20 protein-coding genes and 1 tRNA gene are annotated in these 24630 nt (G+C 70.8%); 14 read left to right on the top strand and 7 right to left on the bottom strand.

Annotated elements, in window-relative coordinates; all coding sequences use genetic code 11:
* Positions 1–97: 97 nt before the first annotated feature.
* The 3 genes from bcp (at position 98) to AB0B97_RS15400 (ending at position 1387) form a co-directional block, all read left to right on the top strand.
* Positions 98–574 (top strand): thioredoxin-dependent thiol peroxidase, encoded by a 477-nt coding sequence (gene bcp / locus AB0B97_RS15410; protein WP_234581438.1) that lies wholly within the window; start codon positions 98–100, stop codon positions 572–574.
* A 109-nt stretch (positions 575–683) separates the two neighbouring features.
* Positions 684–766 (top strand) — tRNA-Leu (locus AB0B97_RS15405).
* Positions 767–859: 93 nt separating this feature from the next.
* Positions 860–1387 carry a GNAT family N-acetyltransferase gene (locus AB0B97_RS15400; protein WP_357494047.1) on the top strand — a complete coding sequence of 176 codons (528 nt, stop codon included), beginning with the start codon at positions 860–862 and terminating at the stop codon, positions 1385–1387.
* A gap of 22 nt (positions 1388–1409) precedes the next feature.
* On the opposite strand, the gene AB0B97_RS15395 is transcribed toward AB0B97_RS15400, so the two are convergent.
* Both AB0B97_RS15395 and AB0B97_RS15390 read right to left on the bottom strand, forming a co-directional pair.
* Complete coding sequence (locus AB0B97_RS15395) at positions 1410–2459, bottom strand: expansin EXLX1 family cellulose-binding protein (protein WP_357494045.1); 1050 nt, start codon at positions 2457–2459, stop codon at positions 1410–1412.
* Between the two features lie 124 nt (positions 2460–2583).
* Positions 2584–3402: an MOSC N-terminal beta barrel domain-containing protein gene (locus AB0B97_RS15390; protein ID WP_357494043.1), complete on the bottom strand. Its 819-nt coding sequence runs from the start codon at positions 3400–3402 to the stop codon at positions 2584–2586.
* A gap of 146 nt (positions 3403–3548) precedes the next feature.
* Between AB0B97_RS15390 and AB0B97_RS15385 the strand changes: the two genes are divergently transcribed.
* Entirely contained in the window at positions 3549–4628 is a 1080-nt protein-coding gene (locus AB0B97_RS15385; protein WP_357494041.1) for an LCP family protein, read from the top strand.
* A 72-nt stretch (positions 4629–4700) separates the two neighbouring features.
* Here the strand turns inward: AB0B97_RS15385 and AB0B97_RS15380 are convergent, their stop codons facing one another.
* Together AB0B97_RS15380 and AB0B97_RS15375 are read right to left on the bottom strand one after the other, a co-directional pair.
* A complete protein-coding gene (locus AB0B97_RS15380) occupies positions 4701–6155 on the bottom strand; it encodes a sugar transferase (protein WP_234581560.1) in 1455 nt (484 codons plus the stop codon).
* A gap of 197 nt (positions 6156–6352) precedes the next feature.
* The gene (locus AB0B97_RS15375) at positions 6353–7522 is read right to left on the bottom strand and encodes an endo-1,4-beta-xylanase (protein WP_357494039.1); all 1170 of its coding nucleotides are present in this window, start codon (positions 7520–7522) and stop codon (positions 6353–6355) included.
* 318 nt (positions 7523–7840) lie between these two features.
* Between AB0B97_RS15375 and AB0B97_RS15370 the strand changes: the two genes are divergently transcribed.
* The 5 genes from AB0B97_RS15370 to AB0B97_RS15350 all read left to right on the top strand — a co-directional run bounded on the left by AB0B97_RS15370 (position 7841) and on the right by AB0B97_RS15350 (position 13070).
* Positions 7841–9322 carry a lipopolysaccharide biosynthesis protein gene (locus AB0B97_RS15370; protein ID WP_357494037.1) on the top strand — a complete coding sequence of 494 codons (1482 nt, stop codon included), beginning with the start codon at positions 7841–7843 and terminating at the stop codon, positions 9320–9322.
* Between the two features lie 98 nt (positions 9323–9420).
* Complete coding sequence (locus tag AB0B97_RS15365) at positions 9421–10386, top strand: glycosyltransferase (RefSeq protein ID WP_357494035.1); 966 nt, start codon at positions 9421–9423, stop codon at positions 10384–10386.
* The gene (locus tag AB0B97_RS15360) at positions 10383–11330 is read left to right on the top strand and encodes an NAD-dependent epimerase/dehydratase family protein (protein ID WP_357494033.1); all 948 of its coding nucleotides are present in this window, start codon (positions 10383–10385) and stop codon (positions 11328–11330) included. The genes AB0B97_RS15365 and AB0B97_RS15360 overlap by 4 nt, the downstream gene beginning before the upstream one ends.
* Positions 11323–12363: a GDP-mannose 4,6-dehydratase gene (locus AB0B97_RS15355; RefSeq protein ID WP_357494031.1), complete on the top strand. Its 1041-nt coding sequence runs from the start codon at positions 11323–11325 to the stop codon at positions 12361–12363. The genes AB0B97_RS15360 and AB0B97_RS15355 overlap by 8 nt, the downstream gene beginning before the upstream one ends.
* A complete protein-coding gene (locus AB0B97_RS15350) occupies positions 12360–13070 on the top strand; it encodes a nucleotidyltransferase family protein (protein ID WP_357494029.1) in 711 nt (236 codons plus the stop codon). The genes AB0B97_RS15355 and AB0B97_RS15350 overlap by 4 nt, the downstream gene beginning before the upstream one ends.
* Before the next feature lie 53 nt (positions 13071–13123).
* On the opposite strand, the gene AB0B97_RS15345 is transcribed toward AB0B97_RS15350, so the two are convergent.
* From AB0B97_RS15345 to AB0B97_RS15335, 3 genes are all read right to left on the bottom strand, one after another.
* Positions 13124–14053 (bottom strand): glycosyltransferase, encoded by a 930-nt coding sequence (locus AB0B97_RS15345; RefSeq protein WP_357494027.1) that lies wholly within the window; start codon positions 14051–14053, stop codon positions 13124–13126.
* 300 nt (positions 14054–14353) lie between these two features.
* Complete coding sequence (locus AB0B97_RS15340; RefSeq protein WP_357494025.1) at positions 14354–16162, bottom strand: hypothetical protein; 1809 nt, start codon at positions 16160–16162, stop codon at positions 14354–14356.
* Complete coding sequence (locus AB0B97_RS15335) at positions 16162–18129, bottom strand: trypsin-like peptidase domain-containing protein (protein WP_357494023.1); 1968 nt, start codon at positions 18127–18129, stop codon at positions 16162–16164. The genes AB0B97_RS15340 and AB0B97_RS15335 overlap by 1 nt, the downstream gene beginning before the upstream one ends.
* Before the next feature lie 327 nt (positions 18130–18456).
* Here AB0B97_RS15335 and AB0B97_RS15330 point away from each other — a divergent pair, with 327 nt between their 5' ends.
* The 5 genes from AB0B97_RS15330 to hutI all read left to right on the top strand — a co-directional run.
* Complete coding sequence (locus tag AB0B97_RS15330) at positions 18457–19308, top strand: MurR/RpiR family transcriptional regulator (RefSeq protein ID WP_357494021.1); 852 nt, start codon at positions 18457–18459, stop codon at positions 19306–19308.
* Between the two features lie 16 nt (positions 19309–19324).
* Positions 19325–20983, top strand: coding sequence for a urocanate hydratase (gene hutU / locus AB0B97_RS15325; RefSeq protein WP_357494019.1), 1659 nt, complete (start codon positions 19325–19327; stop codon positions 20981–20983).
* Positions 20980–22182 (top strand): allantoate amidohydrolase, encoded by a 1203-nt coding sequence (locus tag AB0B97_RS15320; protein WP_357494017.1) that lies wholly within the window; start codon positions 20980–20982, stop codon positions 22180–22182. The genes hutU and AB0B97_RS15320 overlap by 4 nt, the downstream gene beginning before the upstream one ends.
* Positions 22173–23540, top strand: a complete 1368-nt coding sequence (locus AB0B97_RS15315) for a formimidoylglutamate deiminase (RefSeq protein WP_357494015.1) — start codon at positions 22173–22175, stop codon at positions 23538–23540. Before AB0B97_RS15320 ends, AB0B97_RS15315 begins: the two co-directional genes overlap by 10 nt.
* Positions 23537–24630, top strand: a 1094-nt coding sequence (gene hutI / locus AB0B97_RS15310) for an imidazolonepropionase (RefSeq protein ID WP_357494013.1), incomplete at its 3' end; no start/stop codon positions are given. The genes AB0B97_RS15315 and hutI, both read left to right, overlap by 4 nt.

The following is a 24630-nucleotide window of genomic DNA, read 5'->3' as shown; positions in this document are numbered from 1 at the left end:
CAGCTGACGGAAACTGTCCAAGATCTGCTCATGCCCCTGCCGGAGGAGGGCGTGCCGCCGACGCCGGCACCGGTACGCACGGCGGTAGGGTCGGGTCATGACCGCGCCCGACCGCCTCTCCCCCGGTGACCCCGCGCCCGAGTTCACCCTCCCCACCGACACCGGCGACCAGCTCTCCCTGGCCGACCTGCGGGGCCGCAAGGTGGTCCTGTACGCCTACCCGGCGGCGATGACCCCCGGCTGCACCAAGCAGGCCTGCGACTTTCGCGACTCGCTCGCCTCGCTCCAGGCGGCCGGCTACGAGGTGGTCGGCATCTCCCCGGACAAGCCGGAGAAGCTGGCGAAGTTCCGCGACCGCGACGCCATCACCTTCGCACTGGTGTCGGACGTAGACAGGTCGGTGCTCACCGCGTACGGGGCGTACGGCGAGAAGCAGCTGTACGGCAAGACCGTCACCGGCGTGATCCGCTCGACCTTCGTCATCGACGCCGACGGCAAGATCGAACGGGCGCTCTACAACGTCAAGGCCACCGGGCACGTCGCCAAGCTCCGCCGCGACCTCGGCCTGGACTGAACCTGGCGCACGCTCAAAGCGCGGGGTGAGTCACGGCACGACCTTCACCATCCTGAGGGAGGCCGGGCTCAACACCGTCGAAGCCAGACGCTCTAGACTTTGCGATTACGCGGGAGTGGCGGAACGGCAGACGCGCAGGTCTTAGGAACCTGTATCCGGAAGGATGTGGGGGTTCGAATCCCCTCTCCCGCACCGATCAACGGACACCGCGTGCCGCGGGAGCTGGCTGTCGGCCGCGTCACGATCACGGGCCGGGAGCCTGGCCGCCGGGTCAGGATGGGCGCCGTGAGTCTGCGCTTCGTCCTTGATCCCGAGCTGACCCCACGGCTGCGCGCCGACATCGTCGCCCTGTGGGTGGACGTCAGCAACGCCGGTGGCGCGGTGGGTTTCGTACCGCCGGTCACCGCCACCGATGTCCGTACGATCGCCGACCCGACGTTCGCGGGCATCGCGGACGGGCCGGACCGGCTGCTGGTCGGGTACGACGGCGACCGGCTTGTCGCGGTGCTGATCTTCGCCGACAACCGGTTCGGCCTCAAGGCGCACTGGTGTGTGCTGAAGCGGGTGATGGTCCACCCGGACACCCAGGGTGCGGGGCACGGGTCGGCGCTGATGCGCGAGGCCGCGCGACTGGGCCGGGAGTTGGGCCACGAGGCGCTGCACGTGACGGTGCGCGACGGGTTGGGGCTGGACGCGTTCTACCGCGGCCTCGGGTACCGGGAGATCGGTCGGCTGCCGGGCGCGCTGCGGGTGGCGCCGGGTGACGACCGCGACGAGATCCTCATGTGGCTCGACCTGACACCGACCGGCTGAGCCGCCAACCGCACCAGGCCGGTCAGCCGCACCAGCGGGCGGTTGCCCCGGCCGGGCGGGTGGAGGGCCGGTCGACGACCGGGGTGGCCGGGGCGTTCGCCTTCGCCACCTCGGCCGGTGGGCGTGCCGCTGTCGGCGTACCGCCGGGTCGGCCGGTCGGTGGGCGGGCCGTCGCGGACGGTCGCGAGGTCCTGGCCACGACGCCGCGCTCGTACATCCGCACCACAGTGGACTGCACCTGACCGGGCGCCATCCGGATGCCGGACACGGTGACCCGGTGTCCGTACACGTCGCTGACCCGCACGCTGTACGGGCCGGGGCCCGCGCCGGAGGCCAGCAGCCAGTAGTTGTAGTCCTGCCGGGCGGTTGCCCGCCACGGGCCGTCGGCGCCTTGGCGCACCTCGACGGAGCGCAGCGGATTGCCGTGGTTGCCGACGCGGACGGCGAACCAGAACTGCGACGCGCCCTCCTTGATCCGGAAGCTCAGCGGGCCGGGCAGGGGCGGGTTGACCACCGCGCGGTAGGTGACCTGGACGAGGCCCTGCACCGGGTCGGCGATCCGGGCGAACGCTTCGCGGGACAGGTCGAGGTGCCCCGGCTCGCACTCCGGACACTGGTCCATGATCAGGACGCGCACGGTGCCCTTCGGGCCGGTGACGTCGAGGAAACCGCCGCAGGCGGCACCTGCGGCGTACTCGCTGGGGCCGAGCGCGACGTAGAGCCGGTTGGCTGGCGCCGCCGGGTTCGAGCAGTTGCCGCCGGTGCCCTTCGAGTCGTAGAAGGTCGCCTTGCCGCTGTGGGTGGCGGTGCCGGTGGGTGGCGCGGCGGCGAGCGTCCGGCCGGCCGCGCAGGCCGGGGCGGAGCCGGAGCGCAGGGCCAGGGTGAGCCCGAGCACCGCCGCGAGCACGACGACGCCGGTGGCGACCAGCCAGGGCACCGGGCCGGACGGGGACGCCGCCAGGTCGTCCGGAGCAGGGTCCAGGTCGAGTTCGATGTCGACGTCTCGGACGTCCACACCTCGGACGTCGGCGCCTCTGCTGTCGACGCCGCCGGGAGCGCTTCCGTCGGTCACGTCGGCGATGCTGCCGGACCGGCGCGGGAGCGGACAAGCCGGCTAAGCCAAAGCTAAGACAGCATCGACGCACGGTGACGGGTGCGCTCCCGCAGCGGATCCACGAACCGGAACTGCCGCCGCGTCAGGCTTCGACGACGACCGGGTCGCCGATGCGCACCTCACCACTGTCGACGGGGACCACGTTCAGTCCGAAGAGGAGCTTCTGGCCGACGTTTCGGTAGCGGCCGAGTGTGCGCAGCGGTTCCTTCGCGCGTACCCCGGTCTCCTGGTCGGTCGTGGTGACCACGCAGCGGTCGCACGGCCCGGCGGCGCGCAGCCGCAGGTCACCGATGCGCAGCGACCGGCCGGCCCAGCCGTCCTCGGCCCAGGCCGGGGCACCGTCGACGACCAGGTTGGGCCGGAACCGGGTCATCGGCACCGGCTCCTCTCCCGCGTCGGCGAGCCAGCCGTTGAGGGCGTCGAGGGAGGCGGCGTTGGTCAGCAGCAGCGGGTAGGCGTCGGCGAAGCTGACCTGGTCGCCGGTGTCGTGTTCGCGCGTGCCGGCGGCCACGTGCCGGGCCGGGTTGGCCAACCAGACCAGCCGGACGGGCCGGCCGAGCAGCTCGCCGAGCCAGGCGTCGGCCGCCGCGCCCGCGGGCAGCGCCTCGACCCGGATCGTCCGGCTGCGGAAGGTGCGTACCGCCACGGGGTCGCCGCCGGCCGGCTCCGGCACGTCGAGGTCGGGCCGCCCGTCCGCGCGCAGCACCAGGCCGCCCGGGCGCACCATGGCGCGTAGGCCGACCAGCAGCGTGGTCTCCCGCTGGGTGACGCCGACGCCGTCGGCGTCCACCACCATCCAGCGTCGGTCGCCGGCCAGGCCCCACGGCTGCACGAACGCGCCATCGTGGTCGAGGCGGTGACAACCCTTGACGGGGTACGTGTGGATCGAGGTCAGCCGCACCCGGCCACCATGCCATGCCGATGCCGTCGCCGGGGTACCGGTGGTCGACGTCGCACCGGCGGCGGGCGAGGAACCGTCCACATGACAGCATCCGCCGGCTGTACGAGGGTACGCGGCGCGCAACGGCCTTCAGTAGCATCGCGCCCATGCCACATCGTGAACAGACCTCGGAGCCCGGGACGGAACCGAGCACCGGTGCCGCCGGGTCCTTGGAGCCCGCCGAGGGATCAACGCCGGGCGGTCCGCGGCCGCGTCGCCGGTGGCGGCGGATCCTCCTGATCAGCCTGCTGGTGCTGGTGGTGCTCGGTGCCGGTGGTGCGGTGGCCGGCGGGCTCTACCTCCGGTCGGTCGAGTCGGACATCGAACGGGTCGACGCCTTCGACGGGGTGCCGGAGGAGTCCCGCCCCCAGCCGGCCGTCACCGGGGCCACGAACATCATGATCCTGGGCAGCGATTCCCGTGACCCGGAGCGGACGAGCGGGTCGCGCACCGACACGATCATCCTGGCCCACCTGCCCAAGGACCGGTCGAGCGCGCAACTGATCTCGATTCCCCGGGACACCTGGGTGCCGGTGCCCAAGTCGAAGGACGGCAACCACGGCGGGCGGGACGCGAAGGTCAACGCGGCCTACGCCTGGGGTGGGATTCCGCTCATGGTGCAGACCGTGGAGTCGTTCACCGGGGTCCGGGTGGACCATGTGGCCGTGATCGACTTCGCCGGTTTCAAGGAGATCATCGACGCGCTGGGCGGCATCGAGATCGACTCCGAGAAGAGCTTCACCTCGATCCACGAGCCGTTCCGCACGTTCAAGCAGGGTGTGCAGCGGATGGACGGGGAGACCGCCCTGGACTACTCACGTCAGCGCAAGCAGTTCGCCGACGGCGACTTCGCCCGGATCCGTCACCAGCAGCAGGTGATCCGCGCGATCATCGACAAGGCGTCGTCCGGTGGCATCATCACCAACCCCGTCAAGCTCAACGACTTCCTCAAGGCCACCTCGAACTCCGTCTCGGTGGACCGGGACCTGTCCCTGTTGGACATGGCCACGCAGCTGCGCGGGGTCCGGGGCGGCAACATGACGTTCCTGACCAGCCCCACCAAGGGCACCGGTCAGGTCGGTTCGGAGAGCGTCGTGTTCGCCGACAAGCCGCGGGTGAAGACGTTCTACGACGCGGTCCGGCGGGACTCGGTGGGCGAGATCGTCAGCCTCGGCAGCAAGAAGTAGGACTGGTCTGGACGACGGGCGGTGGCCGCGAGGCCGCCGCCCGTCGCCGTAGGGGCAGGTGCCAGCGACGGATCAGTACGCGCCCCTGCGCGCCAGCACGACGCTGACGGTCTTCCAGAGGATGGCCAGGTCGTACAGCAGCGACCAGTTGTCCACGTAGTGCAGGTCCAGCCGGACCGCGTCGTCCCAGGTCAGGTCGGAGCGACCGGAGATCTGCCAGAGGCCGGTGATGCCCGGTCGCACCAGCAGCCGCCGTCGTACGTCACCGCGGTAGTCGTCGTCCTCGGTGGGCAGCGGGCGCGGGCCCACCAGCGACATCTGCCCCCGCAGCACATTGATCAGCTGGGGCAGCTCGTCCAGTGAGAGCGCCCGCAGGTGCCGGCCGATCGGGGTGACCCGAGGATCATCCTTGATCTTGAAGAGCAGCCCGTCGCTCTCGTTCCGGTCGCGCAGGGCCGCCAGCCGCTCCTCGGCGTCGATGTACATGGTCCGGAACTTCCAGACCTTGAACGCCCGGCCCTCGTGGCCGATGCGAGTCTGGCGGAACATCACCGGCCCCGGACCGCTGGCCTTGATGGCCACCGCGATGGCGATCAGCACCGGGCTCAGGACGACAAGTCCCACCAGCGCGGTGACCCGGTCGAGCACGTTCTTGGCCAGCAGCGACAGGCCCGAGATCGTCGGCTCGTCCACGTTGAGCAGTGGCAGACCCTCGATCGGCCGGACGTGGATGCGGGGACCGGTGACATCGGTGACCTGCGGAACCACTACGAGGTTGAGGCCGGTGCCCTCCAACTGCCAGGCCAGCTTGCGCAGCTCGTACGACTCCAGGCTGGCGGGGCCGCAGACCGCTATCGTGTCCGCGCCGATCTGCTGGACCAAGGGAACCAGGTCCCAGCCCACGTACACCGGCACCGGGGCCGTCACCCGCGCGCCCGGGCTCGGGTGACGGGGCAGGTGGATCGCGATCGGATGCAGCCCGGCACCGTAGTTGCGGGTCACCACCTCGTGCAGGGCGAGCGCGTCGGAGAGCCGACCGACCAGCAGCACCTTCTGTGCCGCCCGCCCGGTACGCCGGACCCGGCGCAGCACCACCCGGGCGGCGAACCGCGCCACCAGCGTGTACACCAGCAGGCAGATGATGATGGCGGCGACCGTCGCCCGGGACAGGTCCTTCTTGAAACCGAGCGCCAGGAAGGACACCATGGCGGCCATCGCGAGGTTGGCCCGCGCCACCCTCTTCAGCTCCTCGGTGCCCAGCCCGAGCGCCCGCCTGTCGTACGCGCCGGCCGCGACGAGCATGACCAGCCACCCCACCGGCACCCCGACGTTCGCCACCAGCGTGAACGAACTGATGTTGCCCAGGACCCGCTGGTCCCAGAAGCCGGCATCGGCCTCGTCGAGCAGGGCGACCACGGTCCGGCTGGCGGCCAGGGCGGCGAGCACGTCGAGCAGCACCAGCCAGGCCACGTACCGTCGACGCCAGTTGGCCCGCGGCGCCGGACGCGCGAACACGGTCCGGGCCATGCCGTTGGAGGGGGGTGTGATCACCCCCAGGTCGGGGTCGAACCTTGGCGCCTGCTGTGGCGTGACAGGCGTGAGGAACTGAGTGTGCGCGGACACGACCTTCCTTTCCCAATTTCCCCGACGGAGGATCGCGACGAGCACCCTATGCGGCGGTAAGGTGTCCTGACTAGTGGCGTTCGGGTGCGTTTCGCGCCAGATCAGCTCGGCTGTGCCGACTTGCGGGAGCGCAGTTCCTGCGCGAGGGCGTCGTGCGCCGGCTTCGGTTCGACCTTCGTGTCGAAGACGCAGGCGGCGCCGTACCCGGGATAGTGCGAACCAATCCAGCTACTGGCGTCCGTGAAGCCCCACAACGTGATCGACTCGCACGTGGACACGGCAAGACACGCCCTCAGCATGTGTTGGTAAAGCAGAGCCTGATCGAGCAGCTTCTCAGTGGACACCGGCAACTGGATCCGCACGTCCAGCTCGGTGATGGCCACGGAGACGCCCAGGGCGGCGAAGCGGCGCAGGTTGCCCGTCGGGTCGTTCGGCGCGGACCCCACCCGGAGATGGCTCTGGAAGCCGACGCCGTTCACCGGTGCGCCACCCGCACGCAACTCTCTGACCAACCGCAGCAGCCCATTAGCCTTGCGGGTGCGGCCCTCGGTGCCATAGTCGTTGATGAACAGTCGGGCATCCGGGTCGGCTTCGTGCGCCCAGCGGAACGCGTCGGCGATGTAACCGGGGCCCAGCTTGCGAAGCCACAGCGAGTTCCTCAGGGACCCGTCCTCGGCGAGCACCTCGTTCACGACGTCCCAGGCCCAGATCTTGCCCCGGTACCGGCCTACCACGGTGCTGATGTGCTCCTTGAGCACCGCCCGCAGCTGCTCGGGCGACCACTCCTCGGACACCCAGGCCGGGACACTGCTGTGCCACAAGAGCGTGTGACCGTACACGGCCTGCCCGTTGGCCTGGGCGAAGTCGACCAACTGGTCGCTGATCGTCCAGTCGTACACGTCCGGTGATGGTTCGAGGTTGCCCCACTTCATCGCGTTCTCCGAGGTCACAGCGTTGAACTGGCTCGTGAGCGTCGCGCGGTACCGGGGGTCGACGGCCAACAGGCGCCCGTCGACGGCCGATCCGATCCGGACGTTGTCCGGCATCAGGTCGCGCAACGCCGGGAAGCCCGGCGTAGGGGACGCCTCCCAGGAGGGCATGGCTGCCGACTCGGCTTGCCCCACGCCACGACCCCAGCCCACGTATGCTGCGCAGGCAACGAGGACCAGCACTACAACTGACAGCACGGGAACGCGCGCCCTCGCCGGCCAGCCCTGGTCAGGCGGGGTGGTGGTGCCGGTTGCGGCACCGGTGCGGACCTCTTCGGCCATTACCATCCCCCGACAGACAGACGTAGCGACGCCAGCATGACGAGGTCCAACTGGTGCGCCTGACAGATCCTACGGCCCTCGGTACACCGGGTCCGCCCTACTGTCGGCGGAACTCCTCAGCGCTGACGTTACGGCGCTGGCCGACCGGAGCCAGCGCTCGACCTCGGTCGCGTCGCGACCCATAGAGACATCGGCGGTCCGACAGTGCCATACGGCAACCCCTCCGACGGCAGCGCGGCCCGGCTGCGGGACCCCGGGCTCCCACCGCTCGGCCGGACCCCTGGCGACGCCACCACGACCGGCGCCACCATGGCGTCCTTGGCGACACCCCCGGTCCTCGGTGGCTCTGCCATCATCCGGACCGGGGCGCTCTCGATGCTCGCCCTGGTTGCGGTGGGCGCGACCCGGCTCGTGCACGGCTCGCTCACCAGCCACGCCACCGACCGCGCAACCTACGGACTGGTCGGCATCATGCTTGCCGCGAGCATGGTCGCCAGCCTGCTGCTGCCGGGCGGTGTTTCCAGCGGGCTGTCCAAGTTCGTCGCCTTTCATCGCGGCGCAGGCGACCTGCCCGGGGCTTGGGCGGTCCACCGATTCCTCTCCCGACTCGGCCTGATGGCCTGCCTGGTGCTCGGCGCGGCGACCGGGCTGGTGATCCAGCGGATATACAACCTGGGCGTGCTGGACACACTGACGCTCGCGGTGCTGACGGCCACCTACTCGCTCTACACGGTGGACAAGGCGGCCATGTACGGGCACGGACTCGTCCCGCAGTACGCCCGCATCGAGCTGGCCACCTCCGCACTGGCCGTGGTGAGCACCGTCGTGGTCATCGCGACCGGCGAGACCGCCTATCTTTTGCCGCTCTGCCTGGGGTACGGCATCTTCGTCGGACTGTGCCGGCATCGGTTGCGCGCCCAGCGTCGACGCGAGGGTGCGCCGGAGGGCGGACGCTTCGACCGGCGGCAGGTCGTCATGTTCGCCGTCCTGGGCAGCATCGGCACTCTGGCCAGCGCCGGATTCCTCCAGGCGACGCAGCTTCTCGCCGGACACTTCGCCGACCCGTCCGAGGTGGCCTACCTGGTCGCGGCCGTCGCGCTGATCGCGCCGCTGTGGTTCCTGCCCCGCGCCCTTGCGCTGGCGTTGTTCCCCGCTATGGCCGGGGCGCAGGGAGCGGGTGACACCACCGCGGTACGCCGGCAGGTGGACGCGTCCACCCGGGCCCTGGCGGTGACGATGGCCCCGGTCTTCGTGGTCGGCCTGCTGGCTACCCCGCTCGTGCTGGGAGTCTTCGGCGGTGACGAATACACCGCAGGCGCCCCCGTGCTGCGGATCATGCTGTGCGCCGCCTTCCTGGGCACCCTCCAGGTGCCGTCAGTGAACGCTTTGGCCAGCGGACCGCTGACGCAGGCCCGGGTTCCGGTGATCTCCGCTGTGGTGGGCTGCCTGGTCGGGCTGGGTGTGGCGGTCTCCACGGCCGGATCGATGGGTGCCACGGGAGTCGGCATCGGCTACCTGGTGGGCACGGCCATCACCGCGACCATCCCAGTCGTCACGGTCTGGTGGCTGCACCGACTAGCCTGGGCGGCGACTCTGGCACGCAGCATCGGTGTGGTCACGCTTGCCGCGTTGGTGGCCCGCCTGGACGTCCTGCAGACCTGGTCGTGGACCGCCGCCGCCGTGACCCTCGCCGGGCTCGCGGTGACCGTGCTGGTGCTGAACGGGGACTTCCGCAAGCTCCTCGGCCTCGTCCGGGCCCACCGCGGATCCGGGTACCCGTCAGCCGAAACTCCTGCCTGAGACAACCCGTGCGGACCACGAGAGAGAACAACGTGAACGAGACTCACAAGCAGTTGTCCCCGTCCCCCGCCAAGATACGTAGCCTGCGGATCCTGGCGGTGACCAATCTGTGGCCGGAGCAGGGCAGCTACCGGGGAATCTTCGTGCAGCGGCAGGTGTCTGCGCTGCGGGCGTTGGGCCATCACGTCGACGTCGAGGTGGTCGCGCAGTCCCGCGGCAAACGGGACTATCTCACTGCGGCGCCGCGGATTCGTCGGCGTGCGAGAACGGGCGGCTACGACATCGTCCACGTGCACTACGGAATGACGGCTCCCGCCGCCCGGCTCGCCGGTCACCCCGCGCGGGTGCTCTCTCTCTACGGCAGTGACGTCAACGCGCCACGCCAGCGGCTCGTCACGAAGTTCGGCTGGGGTGGCACTCGGGCTCGGATCTACGTGTCCCGCCGGCTCGCCGAGACGGCCGGCGATCCCGCCGGTCACGTGGTGGCGAACGGGGTCGACTTCCAGCTTTTCCGACCGGGTGACCGGCTCGCCGCCCGGCGCGCGCTGGGCATCTCACCCACCGCCAGGGTGATGCTCTTCGGCGCCGACCCAGGCCGGCCCGTGAAGGGGTACGACGTCTTCCGTGACGCGCTGGCCGAACTGCGACGTGCGGATCCCTCCGTGCAGGAGCTGATCCTGTCCGCGCCGGGCCAGCCCGAGGCGGAGTTGGTCCGTAAGTACGACGCGGCCGACGTCCTTCTGTTCACCTCACGGCCCGGCAGCGAGGGCTCCCCCACGGTGGTCAAGGAGGCCACGGCGATGGGCCTGCCGGTCGTCTCCGTTGACGTCGGAGATGTCGTCGAGGTGCTGGCCGACGTCCGACCGGGAGCGGTCGTGCCCTTCCCGGCAGGCCCGGTGACCGGTCCTGCTCGCGACCATCTGGTGACCGAGCTGGCCAACCAGGTGCGCCAGGTGTTGGACCACGGGGCACGGGCTGATGGGCGGGAACGCAGCAGCTGGCTGGACGAGCGCCTCGTCGCGCAGCGGATCGCCGAGATCTACCGGTCGGTGCTCGACTCGTGAGCACCGCGCTCGTCACCGGTTCCTGCGGTTGGGTCGGTACCCACCTGCGCCGCCTACTCGTCGCTGATGGCCAGCGGGTCGTCGGGCTGGGTCGCCAGCCGCGGCCGGCGGGGCCGGGCGAGACCTACCACCAAGTGGACCTGCGCGACCCGAGGAAGGTGCAGGCGGCACTTCAGGCGGTGCGGCCCGACGTCGTGTTCCACCTGGCCGCCACCCTCCCCCAGCGCGGCGCCGACGGGGCCGACGTGGTGGCCGATGCCGTGCAGACCACCTACAACCTCTGCCAGGAACTGCGACGCGTCGACACCCGGTCGGGCGCCCCGGTACGTCTCGTCCTCGCCGGGTCCTCCGCACAGTACGGGGCCGTGCCGCCGGAGCTGAATCCGGTGACCGAGCAGACGTTGCCCCGCCCCGTTGGCGCATACGGCCACGCCAAGGCTGCCGCCGAGTCCCTGGCCCTCGCGCTCGGCGCTGACGGGCGGATAGCGGTGCTCGCTGCCCGCTCCTTCAACCATGTCGGTCCCGGCGAGGACAGCTTCACCGTGACCGGTGCGCTCGCTCGAAGGGTGGTCGAGGTGGCAGCCGGTCGCGCCGAGCGGGTCCGGGTCTCCGACCTAGACGCGGTGCGTGACTTTACGGACGTCCGGGATGTCGCGCGGGCCTACGTCGAGTTGGCGGAGCTGGGAACACCGGGCGGAATCTACAATGTCTGCTCGGGTTCCGGTGTCACGGTGCGACGGGTCCTGGAGATTCTGCTGGACGTGGCCGGGCTGGACTGGTCGGTCGTCGACGTGACCGCCGGGCAGAGCGACATCCGTTGTCAGGTGGGCTCCGCGGACAGGCTCGCGGTCGAGACCCACTGGAAGATTGAGACGCCGTTGCGGGAGAGCCTTCGTGACCTACTGACAGAACTGGCCACCCGGCCGGAGTCGGCCGATGACTGACAAGGAGAGGCACGGGATGACCGCGTTGTCGACCGATCGGGCTTGGACGGGGCGCCGTGTCCTGGTCACCGGTGCCGGCGGGTTCATCGGCTCCCACCTGACCGAGAGGTTGGTCCGGGCCGGCGCAGACGTACGCGCCATGGTCCGGTACACCGGCAGGTCGGATCTCGGCATGCTCGGTGACGTCGATCCGGAGGTACGCGGGTCGATGGAGGTGGTGCACTCCGACATCACCGATCCCTTCGCGGTCCGTCGCGCGATCGCCGGCTGCGACACGGTCTTCCACCTGGCCGCGCTGATTGCGATTCCCTACAGCTACGTCGCCCCGGCGTCGTACCTGGCGACCAACGTCGGCGGCACGTTGAACGTGCTGGAGGCGGCACGGGATCTCGGGGTACGGCGGCTGGTGCACACATCCACCTCCGAGACGTATGGAACGGCTCGTTACACACCGATCGACGAGGAGCACCCCCTCCAGCCCCAGTCGCCGTACTCGGCGTCGAAGATCGGCGCCGACGCGGTGGCAGAGTCGTTCCACCGGTCGTTCGGTCTGCCAGTGGCCGTAATCCGCCCGTTCAACACGTATGGCCCCCGCCAGAGCGCACGCGCGGTGATTCCCACCGTGGCCGCGCAGGTCGTGGCTGGTCGAGAGAAGATCGCCCTGGGCGATCTGAGGCCGGTGCGAGATCTGACATTCGTCACCGACACTGCGGACGGCTTCCTGGCCGTGGCGGGTGCGGACGACTGCGTGGGACGGGTCACCAACATCGGCAACGGCCGGGGTATCACGATCGGTGATCTCGCCCGCCTCATCGCGGAGGTGGCCGGGCGGCCGAACGTCGACATCGTCGAGGACAGCCAGCGGCTCCGACCTGCCCAGAGCGAGGTGTTCGAGCTGATCGCCGGCATCGACCGGGTGCGGGAACGCTGCGGCTGGGAACCCACGGTGTCGCTGCGTGACGGTCTCGCCCAAGTCGTCGACTATGTACGCACGCACCTGGACCGATTCGACGTGGACCGGTACGCGGTATGAGGGCGATCATTCTCGCTGGTGGGCGCGGCACCCGGTTGCGTCCCTTCACCACCAGCTTCCCCAAGCCCCTGATGCCGGTCGGCGACATCCCGATCCTGGAGATTCTGCTCCGCCAGCTCAAGGCACACGGCGTCACGGACGTGACGCTGCTGACCGGTCACCTGGCCTACCTGCTTGAGGGGTACTTCGAGGACGGCAGCAAGCTCGGCCTGCGTATCGACTACCTCCGTGAGGAGCGGCCACTGGGCACGGCAGGGCCGCTGCGCCAGCTCGCGGGGTCCCTGCTCGACGATTTTCTCGTGATGAACGGCGACCTGCTCACCGACCTGAACTTCGACGCCCTGATGGCGCATCACCGCGGCAGCGGCGCCCCCGTGACGGTCAGCGTGTACACCCGGTCAGAGAAGATCGAGCTGGGCATCCTGAAGATCGACGAGTCTGGTGACGTGGTCGGCTACGACGAGAAGCCGACGCTGAACCTGGACGTCTCCATGGGTGCCTACGCGATGTCACCGAAGGCGCTCGAACAGATTCCCGTGGGCGCGTACGACATGCCGCAACTCGTTCTCGACCTGCTGGCCAGGACCGGCCGGGTCGCCAGCTGGCGGCATGACGGGTTCTGGCTGGACATCGGCCGGTTGGACGACTACAACCTGGCGAACAAGATGTTCACCGAGAACCCCGCGGTGTTTCTGCCTCCCAGCTGACGTTGCCGAGTCAGCCCGGCCACCGCAGGGGCGGCCGGGCTGCTGACGGCGGCTCACCGCCCGAGCGCGGCGACCAGCAACTTGCCGATCTCGCTGGCTGCGCGGAGCATCTTGATGCCCAGCGCCAGACCCGGCACGCGGGGTCGGGTGTACCGGCTGATCAGCTGGAACCAGACGGCGAGCCCGGCGAGCCGATGCCGGCTGATACTCCCGACGTGCCGATGGAACCGGACGACCGGATGCCCGAGATGAGTCAGATGAACGCCGCTGGCGAGTGCCCGCAGGACGAGTTCGACATCCACCTTGATGGGCAGTTTCTCGTCGTATCCGCCCAACCGGATCAGCAGCTCCCGATCGATGGACATGCCGGAGTGCTTGAACGGCAGCCGGGGGCGAGCCAGGACCGACCAGAGCATGCGGCGTGCCGTCGGATAGGACGGAAGGCGGATCTGCCGGACGGAACCGCCGGCCAGTTCCCGATAGTCGGTGTAGATCCATACGGCGCCGGTCGCTATCAGGAAGTCCTGGATGTGGCTCAGACCGTCTTCGGTGAGCTCGTCGTCGGAGTCGAGGACGGTGATGTACCGACCGCGGGCGACGCGCAGCGCCGTGTTGCGGGCCGCACTGATGCCCGAGGGTTTCTGACGGACGAGCCGAATGCGTTGGTCGGCCAGAAGACCGGCGGCTGCCAGGCACTCCTGGGAAGGGACGGTGGAGCCGTCATCGACCACGACGACCTCGAAGTCGTCGAAGGTGCCACCGAGGACACTGCGGATCGACGTGACCAGCAGCTCCGGGCGGTCGCGCACGGCGATGCACACAGAGATTGCCGGGGTGATCCGTCGTACTGGCTCGATGAGGCCGACCGTCGGCGCGTCGACCGCCGTGCGCACGGGCTCGTTGGGACCAACAGTCGGCGCGTCAATGTCGTGGCCGGACACCCCCGGGCATCGCGGCGGCGCATGGCCGTCCTGGTTGGTCACCTGCGCGGCCCTCAGAACGGAAACGCTGTCGCTCACGGCGAGCGCCGACCGCCGTCCGGGATGGCGTCCACACAGGTCGGAACCCGCCCGTCGAACGAGCCGTCGACTCTGCTGCTATCGCCCATGCCCAAAACCCCCGTGATGGTCACTGCTGGCCGTCCTGGCGACGCTCCGGAGGACCGTCACACCGATGGACGCCGATGTGGACGCCGTGCGCGGCAGATGGATTCTAACGATGCTCACACCACCGCACCACTACCGAAAGTGGACGGAGGGTCACGCGGGCCGTGTCGGACCGACTCAGGTGGATTCGGTCGGAGGACGCATCTGACGTGCGGTAGCCAGGATCTCGTCAGTGGCGAGGACGAGAGTCTCGGCCTCCTGCGCCCCTGCGGGGCGACCGCTACCCGCGGCCGCAACACCTTCTCTGTCTGGCTCCTGATCGACAGCCGCAGGCTGGCGCTCGGCCCACCACGCGAGCCCGACGACCGTCCAGAGCAGCGGCGGGAGCAACGGATCCTCCATCGAGGGCGAGAAGAAGCCGACGATACAGGCGAATACGAGGGCGGCGATTCCCCATAGGACGGTGGGCGGTATGCGTCGGTCCACTTGATGCAAATGCCGCGGCCGGGACAGGAGCGGTCTGGCAACGAGGAACAGCCACACCAGGTAGGTGGCGAACCCCAGGACGCCGACCTCCATGATCAGATGCAGCCAGAACGAGTCGACCTGAACGGCCTGGAAGCCGTAGCGATTGAAGCCGCCTGGACCAAGTTTCGGGTTCTTGTGCCAGTTGGGATTGTTCTTCTCGGCAACCACACCACCGAACTGACCGATACCGAAGCCGAGAACGGGTTGACGCGGCAGAATGTTCGCTGCCTGCTGGAGGTAGAGCACCCGGATCTCGCGGACCGGAGCCGGCGAGCGAGTGGCCGTCGGCGTGACCGCCCTCGGCGACGTGGCCTGCTGCGCGGAACCGCCCGGCCGGGGAGATGCGGAACCGCCCGGCCGGGGAGATGACGACGGCTTCACCGAGGCCTTGAGGCCACTGGCCTTACCCGTGGCCGGTGTGGACGGCTTCGCTGTGACAGGGGCCGAGGGCCTGACGGTGGGAGGCCCCGGCGTCGTACCGGGTGCCGCCGCAGGCCGGGACGGTTCGCTTCCGGCGGGGTGGTTAAAGCTCGAGAACGCGTTGCCGATGCGGCGTTCCCACTCGGCCCGGTTGTCCGGGCGGACGGCGATCTGTGTGACCGTACACAGAACCACGAGCAGGCAGACGGCGAGGATCCGTCGGAGGTTGCTCCGGACCACCACCGCGACGACCGCCGCGCCGATCAACACACCCAGCAGGGTTTCCCGGGACTGGGTAGCTGACATGGCGACGGCGATGACGGCACCCGCCACCCACCAACGCCGTCGGACTTCGGTCGTGGTCGCCACCCACGCGACGACGCCGAGCAGAGTCAGCCCCAGGACGTGACCGAGGTGATTCGGATGGGACAGCAGACCCTGCGCGCGGCTCTGATCCGCCCAGGTCAGATCCACCCAGCCTAGGGCACGGTAGGCCGGGCGACCGACGACCATCTGGACCAGTGCGAGCAGTACGTTGACGCCCACCACAGCAGCCACCACGAGCAACAGACGGCGAATCATCGTCTGATTCAGCTCGGCAGCGCGTAAGGCGTAGAAGACGATGACGCCGCGGAAGTAGACGAACAGCGCCTCGCCCATCAGCGACGTGGAGGAGTCGTTGACCACTCCGGTGAGCACCATCACCAGCCCCAGCGCCACCAGGGCGAGGTCGGCACCGGTACGAAACCGGTGCCACAGGCGGTCGGTGGCGACCTTGGCCACGGTCAATGCCGCGAGCCCCAGGTAGAGGGCGGTCTTCAACTGCTTGGGCCACTGCGCGGCGCTATCCAGGTTGACCCGCGGATCCTCGCTCGTTGGCCCGGTGAGCACCTGGGCCCACGTCTCGAGAAGCACGTGCACCAGCAGTGCGCCGACGACCACCACGATGACGGTGGAGAGGAACGCCGAGATGGGCCGGAAGGACGGCTCTGTCGGGCCGGCCCCCGGCGCCACTTCTCGGTCGAGCGAACCGGTCATCACACGTTCCTACGGCGCCGGACCAGCATCACCACGAGGACGACCAGACCGACAAACAGCGCACCGCCGGCGGCGGCGAGCAGCACCATGGGCCACGTCGTCCGGTTGCCCGATTCGATTTCGTTCTGCTGCCGTTCCACGGCGTTCTGCCGGTACGCCTTGGCGAGGAGGTTGGCCGGGGAGGTCTGCGCGACGGTGCTGAACTGAGCGATAGCGGTCGAGTGTTCGCCGGCGAAATAGGCGTCAAGGGCACTGCGGTAGAGCTTGTCGGAATCACCGAGCCTGTTGGCGACGCCGGCCTCGCCCAGCAGCGTGCCCAGGGCCGACGACGGCACCACCACCCGATTCGCCCGGTCGGGGCGGGCTTGGTCCTGGTCGATCATGCCAGCGACCCGGCCGGTCGGGTCGAGCGCGATGCCGCCATGGGAGCTGGCACCGAGATCCTGGTTGATCCGGTAGATGGACACCGGGCCCCGCCGGCCGGTGCTCGTGATGTCCACCAGCTTCGACTGCGGGCCGTAGGAGGCTGTGCGGAAGTCGGTGTCAGCGGTCGTGAAGCCCAGGATCAGCAGCGAACTGCCTTCCGCGAGGCTCGCCGACTGATTGAGTTCCGCCACGGGCAGGTTTTCCCCCGCAAGCTTGATGAGCGCGGTGTTCCCGGTCTCGTTGGGCAGGGTCCGGATTACCTGCGCCGGGATCGCCGTGTCGGTGGTCAGATTGCCCTTGGCAGTGTTGAGCTGACCACGAATCTCGGTGACCGGCTCGGTCCCGGGGTCGATGCCGGTGAACCTGGTCTTGCTCAGGTTGGTACGCACATAGGTCTCGACCTGCGCGGCGTCCAGTTGGTTCTCGCGCACGAGCATCCGGGCCACGGCGTCGAGGGCGATCTGGCGGGCATTGTCCTGCGTTGGCTTGACGCAGGCGCTACTGGTGAGGGCATGCCCGTCCGGCGTGACCACGAATGCGCTGCACCGGCGGCTGAAGCTGATCGGCGTGGCCCGGACCGGTGCATTGGTGCTGGCGTCGCGGACGTAGCCGGTGAACACCGCCTCGACGAAGACCAACGACGGCGCGGCGACCGCCAGGGCGCGCTCCTCCGGGCTGTACGGCGCGGCTTGCGCCCACGGCTTCAGCGGCGGATCCACGGCGGCGGCCGTCGGAAACGCGGTAACGCCGCTCGTCGGTCGCGTACCGGGCCCAGCCGGCTCGTCGTCGGAGAGTATCCAGACGAGGCCGCCGCTGGCCACGGCCACCACCAGCACGAGCGCGACCAGTCCGCCCCAGAGCCCGGCCTGCCGCTTCGGCGGCTCCGACGGCCGGATCCTGCGGATCGAGCCGGAGAACGGATCATGGGACGGCGCATCCACCGGCGCAGCGGCGGGCGATTGCGGCGCGTCAGCGTCGGGTTGCACGGGTGTCGGGGCGGGGACTGCAGCGGACGGACCGGCGTGCAGCGCCCACGGCGCCGGCGGCGGTCCCGAAGTCAACTGCGGAACGCCGGAAACCTGCTGCGGCGGCCCCGATACCTGCTGCGGGACACCAGACACCTGCTGGGGAATGCCCGAGACCTGCTGCGGTATCCCCGAGACCTGCTGGGGAATGCCCGACACCTGTTGCGGTATCCCGGAAACCGGGGCCGTGGCACCACCCTCCGCCGGAATCGGCTGGTATTCCTGACCGAGCGCTCGGAACAACCGCTCCGCGCCCGGACCGACCTCCGCGGGGTACGCCACCCACGGTTCGGTGGCGGAGAAATCGGCGTACGCGAACGCCTGGCCACCGGAAGCCTGTGCCAACGCATTGGACGTTGCGGCGAAGGACTCGCGCCAGCCCGGCGTGCCGGCTACGGCGGCGTCCAGCACGGCGATCGTCACCAATCGGCCCTGCCCGTCGATAGCCGCCCATGCCTTCCCGGCAGGGCAGACGCCCAGCATGTGGGTGAACCTGTAAGGGCCAACCGGCTGCATGCGCACTCCTCTGCTCAACCGCCGTGCGGATACTACAGAGAGCGCGCTCGCCCACCGGCCCGGCGGTCGTCGGCCCGACACTCGTCCGGACCCCTCGCCGACGGCACTCTCGCCCACACCGACGACGTTCGCTCTCCCCAGCAAACCAGCAGGGACCGGGTTCTTGGGCACCTGTTTTCGTCGGGATCCGCTCGGCACCCAGGCTGGCCATCCACACGGGTATGTCGCTCGCCGACGCTGCCGAATCGATGGCCGCCCCGGCTGTGGCATCCAGCCTGTCCGCGTAGCCGCTTGCCCTCTGAAAGTTTTCATGCATAGAGTCACGGAGTGAATGAAGGAGCTGTCCAGGCGTCGGCCGAACAGGTGTTCCACCTGTTCGACGGCGTACGGCTCACCCCGACCCAACGCCGGATCGCGCACTGTCTCGTGCAACACGCGCCGGCCGTGGCGTACCTCTCCGCGGCGGAGGTCGCCGAACTGGCCGGGGTCAGCCAGCCGTCGGTCACCCGGTTCGCCGTCGCGCTCGGCCATGACGGCTATCCGTCGCTGCGCCGCCGGCTGCGCGACCTCACCAGCACGACGCCCGGCGGGCCGACGGACGCCGGCAATGAGCTCCAGCAGGCGGTACGCGCCGAGATGGGCAACCTCGACCGGCTGGCCGGCCAGCTCGCCGACACCGATCGGATCGCCGAGACCGGCCGGCTGCTCGCGACCAGCCGGCCGCTGCCGGTGCTCGGCCTGCGCGCCGCCGCGCCGCTGGCGGCGTACTTCGCCTACTTCGCCGCCAAGGTGCACCCGGACGTACGGGTGCTCGACGACGGCGGCAGCCTGCTCACCGACCGCCTGGAGCAGGCCGCCGAGGCCGGGGCGTCCGCCGTCCTCGCCTTCGTGCTGCCCCGCTACCCCCGCGAGACCCTGGACGCGCTGCGCGACGCGCGTGCCGCCGGACTGACCGTCGTGGCGATCACCGACTCGCCGGTCAGCCCGGCCGCCGAACACGCCGACGTGCTGCTGCCGGCCGCCGTCGGCGCCCAGCTCGTCTTCGACCTGCACACCGCCCCGATGACCCTGGCCATGGTGCTGTTGCAGGCGATCTGCGACGCCGCGCCGGCCGACACCCAACGCCGTCTGGAGGCGTTCGAAGCCTCCGCGGCCCGCCGACAGTTGTTCCTCGGTTGACCGGAGGAGACCGCAGATGACCCAGCCCATCCGTGCCGCACGGGGCAGCCAGCTCACCACCCGCGGGTGGCAGCAGGAGGCCGCCCTGCGGATGCTGATGAACAACCTCGACCCGGAGGTGGCCGAACGCCCCGACGATCTGGTCGTCTACGGCGGCACCGGCAAGGCGGCGCGGGACTGGCCGTCGTACCACGCGTTGGTCCGTACGCTCACCGACCTGCGCGAGGACGAGACGATGCTGGTGCAGTCGGGCCGACCGGTGGGCGTCATGCGCACCCACGAGTGGGCGCCCCGGGTGCTGCTGGCCAACTCGAACCTGGTCGGTGACTGGGCCACCTGGCCGGAGTTCCGCCGCCTCGAACAGCTCGGCCTGACCATGTACGGGCAGATGACCGCCGGCTCGTGGATCTACATCGGCACTCAGGGCATCCTCCAGGGCACCTACGAGACGTTCGCGGCGGTGGCCGCGAAGAGGTTCGGAAGCACCCTCGCCGGCACGCTGACGCTGACCGCCGGCTGCGGCGGTATGGGTGGCGCGCAGCCCCTCGCGGTCACCATGAACGGCGGCGTCTGCCTGATCGTGGACGTGGACCGCACCCGGCTCGACCGTCGCGTGCACGACCGCTACCTCGACGAGGTGGCCGACTCCCTCAACGACGCCGTCGAGCGGGTCCTCGCGGCGAAGCGGGAGCGGCGGGCGTTGAGCGTCGGCGTCGTCGGCAACGCCGCCGAGGTCTTTCCCGAGCTGCTCAACCGGGGCGTCGCTATCGACATCGTGACCGACCAGACCAGCGCGCACGACCCGCTGGCGTACCTGCCGGTGGGGGTCGAGCTGGCCGACGCCCGCGACTACGCCGCCGCGAAGCCGGCCGAGTTCACCGACCGGGCCCGTGCGTCGATGGCGAAGCACGTCGAGGCGATGGTCGGCTTCCTCGACGCCGGCGCCGAGGTGTTCGACTACGGCAACTCGATCCGGGGCGAGGCGCAGCTCGGCGGCTACCAGCGGGCCTTCGACTTCCCCGGTTTCGTGCCCGCGTACATCCGGCCGCTGTTCTGCGAGGGCCGGGGCCCGTTCCGGTGGGCGGCGCTCTCCGGCGACCCGGCCGACATCGCGGCCACGGACCGGGCCATCCTGGACCTGTTCCCGGAGAACGAGTCACTGGCCCGATGGATCAAGCTGGCCGGCGAGCGGGTCGCCTTCCAGGGCCTGCCGGCCCGGATCTGCTGGCTCGGTCAGGGCGAACGGGACCGGGCGGGTGTGCGGTTCAACGACATGGTCGCGTCCGGTGAGCTCTCCGCCCCGGTGGTGATCGGTCGTGACCACCTGGACACCGGCAGCGTCGCCAGCCCGTACCGGGAGACCGAGGGCATGGCCGACGGCTCCGACGCCATCGCCGACTGGCCGCTGCTCAACGCCCTGGTAAACACGGCCAGCGGGGCGTCCTGGGTGTCGATCCACCACGGCGGTGGCGTGGGCATCGGGCGGTCGATCCACGCCGGGCAGGTCTGCGTGGCCGACGGCACCGCCCTGGCGGGGCAGAAGATCGAGCGGGTTCTCACCAACGACCCGGCGATGGGCGTCATCCGACACGTCGACGCCGGCTACGACAGCGCCCGCGAGGTGGCCGAGCGCACCGGGGTCCGGGTGCCCATGACGGAAGGGGGACCCGCGTGAGCGACGACCTTTCCGCCCGTTTCCGGGCCCTGTGGGACGAGATCGCGTCGGTCGGACGGGACGCCGGCAGCGGCGGCTACCTGCGCTACGCGTTGACCGAGCCGGAGCAGGAGCTACGGGCCTGGTTCCGTACGCAGGCGCAGCGGCGGGGCCTGCCGGTCACCGAGGACGGCAACGGCAACCTGTTCGCCCACTGGGGTGACCCGGAGGGCGCCGACGCGGTGTTGACCGGCAGCCACTTCGACTCGGTGCCGCACGGCGGGGCGTACGACGGGCCGCTCGGCATCGTCAGCGCGTTCCTGGCCGTGGACGAGCTGCGCGCCGCCGGCGTCACCCCCGTCCGGCCGCTGGTGCTGGGCGCGTTCGTCGAGGAGGAGGGTGCCCGTTTCGGCGTACCCTGTCTGGGCTCGCGGCTGCTCACCGGCGCGCTGGCGGCCGACCGCGCGGCCGGCCTGCGCGACGCGGCCGGGGTGAGCTTCGCCGACGCGCTCGGCGCGGCGCCGGCGGGCGCCCGGCCGGATCTGCTGGGCCGGTTCGGCGCCTTCGTGGAGCTGCACGTCGAGCAGGGCCGCGCGCTCGTCGACACGGACGCGCCGGTCGGGGTGGCCAGCGCGATCTGGCCGCACGGCCGCTGGCGCTTCGACGTGGTCGGCGAGGGCAACCACGCGGGTACGACCCGGATGGCCGACCGCCGCGACCCGATGCTGACCTACGCGTTCACGGTGCTGGCGGCCAACAAGGAGGCCCGGCTGCGCGGGGCGCACGCCACAGTGGGCCGGGTCGCGGTCGAACCCAACGCCACCAACGCGATCCCGTCGAAGGTGACCGGTTGGCTGGATGCCCGCGCCGCCGACCCGGAGACGCTGACCGGGCTTGTCGACGCGGTGCGCGGCAAGCTCGCCGAGCGGGCCCGCCGCGACGGTACGGAGGTGACAGTCACCGAGGAGTCGGTGACCCCGCTTGTCGCCTTCGACGGTGGGTTGGCCAGACGCCTGGCCACGCTGCTCGACGCGCCGGTGCTGCCGACCGGTGCGGGGCACGACGCCGGGGTGCTCGCCGCGCACCTGCCCACCGCGATGCTCTTCGTCCGCAATCCCACCGGGGTGTCGCACTCCCCCGCCGAGGCCGCGACCGACGACGACTGCGCCGCCGGGGTGCGCGCGCTGGCCCGCGTGCTCAAGGAGCTGACATGCCGGTGACCCCGACGCGCTGGCTCGCCGAGTACGCCTGGCTGCCCGATCTCGCCCAGCCCACGCCCGACGTGCTCATCGAGACCGACGCCGGGGTGATCACCGCGGTGACCGCGTTGGCCGCGCCCGGCCGGCCGAGCGCAGGTGTGGACGTGTACGCCGACGCCGTGCCGCTGCCCGGCCTGACCCTGCCGGGCCTCGCGAACGTGCACTCGCACGCCTTCCACCGGGCGCTGCGCGGGCGTACCCACGGCGGCCGGGGCGACTTCTTCAGCTGGCGGGACCGGATGTACGCGGTGGCGGACCGGCTGGACCCGGACACCTACCTGGCGCTGGCCCGCGCCGTGTACGCCGAGATGGCCCTCGCGGGGGTCACAGGCGTCGGCGAGTTCCACTACCTGCACCACCGGCCCGACGGCGGCGCGTACGACGACCCGAACGCGATGGGGGCGGCGCTTGTCGAGGCCGCCGCGCACGCCGGCATCCGGCTCACCCTGCTGGACACCTGCTACCTGAGCGCCGGAGTGGACGGCCGGCCGCTCGCCGGGCCGCAGCGGCGTTTCGGCGACGGCGACGCGGCCCGCTGGGCGCAGCGGGTGTCGGCGTTCGCACCGGCGGACCCGCACGTCCGGGTGGGCGCGGCCGTGCACTCGGTGCGGGCGGTCCCCGCCGAACAGTTGCGCGCGGTCGCCGACTGGGCCCGGGAGCGGAACGCGCCGCTGCACGTCCACCTCTCCGAGCAGCCCGCCGAGAACGACGAGTGCCGGGCCGTGCACGGGCGTACGCCCACCGCGCTGCTCGCCGAGCACGGGGTGCTCGGGCCGGACACCACAGCCGTGCACGCCACCCATCCGACCAGCGGCGACCTGACGCTGCTCGGCGACAGCCGGACCGGGGTGTGCCTCTGCCCGACCACCGAACGCGACCTCGCCGACGGCATCGGCCCCGCCCGGCGGATGGCGGACGCGGGGATCCGGCTGAGCCTGGGCAGCGACAGCCACGCCGTGATCGACCTGTTCGAGGAGGCCCGGGCGGTGGAGCTGGACGAGCGGCTGCGCACCCGCCGCCGTGGCCACTTCACGCCGGCGGGCCTGCTGACCATGGCGACCGCCGCCGGGCACGCCGCGCTGGGTTGGGCCGACGCCGGGCGGATCGCCGTGGGCGCCCGCGCCGACCTGGTCACGGTACGACTGGACAGCGCCCGCACCGCCGGTGTGCCGCCGGTGGGGACGTTCTTCGCCGCCGGGGCGGCCGACGTCGACCAGGTGGTGGTGGACGGCCGCGTGGTGGTGGCCGAGGGCCGGCACCTGAGCGTCGACGTGCCTGCCGAGTTGTCGGCGGCCATCGAGGCGGTGATCCCCTCATGAGCAGTCTGCTGGTCGACAACATCGGCGAACTGGTCACCAACGGCGTCGGCGAGGGCCCGCTGGGCATCCGCCGCAAGGCGGCCGTGCTGATCGAGGAGGGCCGGGTGGCCTGGGTCGGGCCGGCCGCGTACGCGCCGGCCGCCGACCGGCGGATCGACGCCGGTGGCGCCGCCGTGCTGCCTGGCTTCGTGGACAGCCACGCGCACCTGGTCTTCGCCGGGGACCGGGCCGCCGAGTTCGCCGCCCGGATGGCCGGCGAGCGCTATACCGGCGGTGGCATCCGCACCACTGTCGGCGCGACCCGGGCCGCCACCGACGACGAGCTGCGGGCCACCGTGCGCCGGCTGCGCGGCGAGGCGCTGCGCCAGGGCACCACGACCATCGAGATCAAGAGTGGGTACGGCCTGAACGTCGCCGATGAGGCCCGCTCGCTGCGGATCGCCACCGAGACCAGCAGCGAGACCACGTTCCTCGGCGCCCACGTGGTGCCCCCCGAGTACGCCGACCGCCCCGACGACTACGTCGGACTCGTCTGCGGACCGATGCTTGCCGCCGCCGCACCGTACGCGAAGTGGATCGACGTGTTCTGCGAGCGGGGCGCCTTCGACGTGGACCACGCCCGCGCCATCCTGGCCTGCGGGCAGGCCGCCGGGCTGGGCGTACGGCTGCACGCCAACCAGCTCGGCCCCGGCCCGGGCGTCCAGCTCGGTGTGGAGCTGGGCGCGGCGAGCGTGGACCACTGCACCCACCTGTCCGACGCCGACATCGACGCGCTCGCCGGCACTGCCCACAGCGACGGGTCGGGCACCAGCACCGTGGCCACCCTGCTGCCCGGCGCCGAGTTCTCCACCCGCTCGCCCTACCCGGACGCGCGCCGGCTGCTCGACGCCGGAGTCACCGTGGCGCTGGCTACCGACTGCAACCCCGGCTCGTCGTACACCTCGTCGATGCCGTTCTGCATCGCCCTCGCCGTCCGAGAGATGCGGATGACCCCGGCGGAGGCGCTGTGGGCGGCGACCGCCGGCGGCGCACGGGCCCTGCGCCGGGACGACGTCGGCGTGCTCATCCCCGGCGCGCGGGCCGACCTGGC

The sequence above is a fragment of the Micromonospora sp. NPDC049004 genome (assembly GCF_040649315.1).
In the GTDB taxonomy this organism is placed as follows: domain Bacteria; phylum Actinomycetota; class Actinomycetes; order Mycobacteriales; family Micromonosporaceae; genus Micromonospora.
This window is presented reverse-complemented; position numbering and strand designations above follow the sequence as displayed.

What these genes read in the sequence shown, in the direction of transcription:
- bcp (WP_234581438.1), top strand. Translation starts at nt 98, where the DNA reads ATGACCGCGCCCGACCGCCTCTCCCCCGGTGACCCCGCGCCCGAGTTC.
- AB0B97_RS15315 (WP_357494015.1), top strand. Translation starts at nt 22,173, where the DNA reads ATGCCGGTGACCCCGACGCGCTGGCTCGCCGAGTACGCCTGGCTGCCC.
- AB0B97_RS15385 (WP_357494041.1), top strand. Translation starts at nt 3,549, where the DNA reads ATGCCACATCGTGAACAGACCTCGGAGCCCGGGACGGAACCGAGCACC.
- AB0B97_RS15380 (WP_234581560.1), bottom strand. Translation starts at nt 6,155, where the DNA reads ATGGCCCGGACCGTGTTCGCGCGTCCGGCGCCGCGGGCCAACTGGCGT.
- AB0B97_RS15340 (WP_357494025.1), bottom strand. Translation starts at nt 16,162, where the DNA reads ATGACCGGTTCGCTCGACCGAGAAGTGGCGCCGGGGGCCGGCCCGACA.
- AB0B97_RS15375 (WP_357494039.1), bottom strand. Translation starts at nt 7,522, where the DNA reads ATGGCCGAAGAGGTCCGCACCGGTGCCGCAACCGGCACCACCACCCCG.
- AB0B97_RS15350 (WP_357494029.1), top strand. Translation starts at nt 12,360, where the DNA reads ATGAGGGCGATCATTCTCGCTGGTGGGCGCGGCACCCGGTTGCGTCCC.
- hutU (WP_357494019.1), top strand. Translation starts at nt 19,325, where the DNA reads ATGACCCAGCCCATCCGTGCCGCACGGGGCAGCCAGCTCACCACCCGC.
- AB0B97_RS15335 (WP_357494023.1), bottom strand. Translation starts at nt 18,129, where the DNA reads ATGCAGCCGGTTGGCCCTTACAGGTTCACCCACATGCTGGGCGTCTGC.
- AB0B97_RS15355 (WP_357494031.1), top strand. Translation starts at nt 11,323, where the DNA reads ATGACTGACAAGGAGAGGCACGGGATGACCGCGTTGTCGACCGATCGG.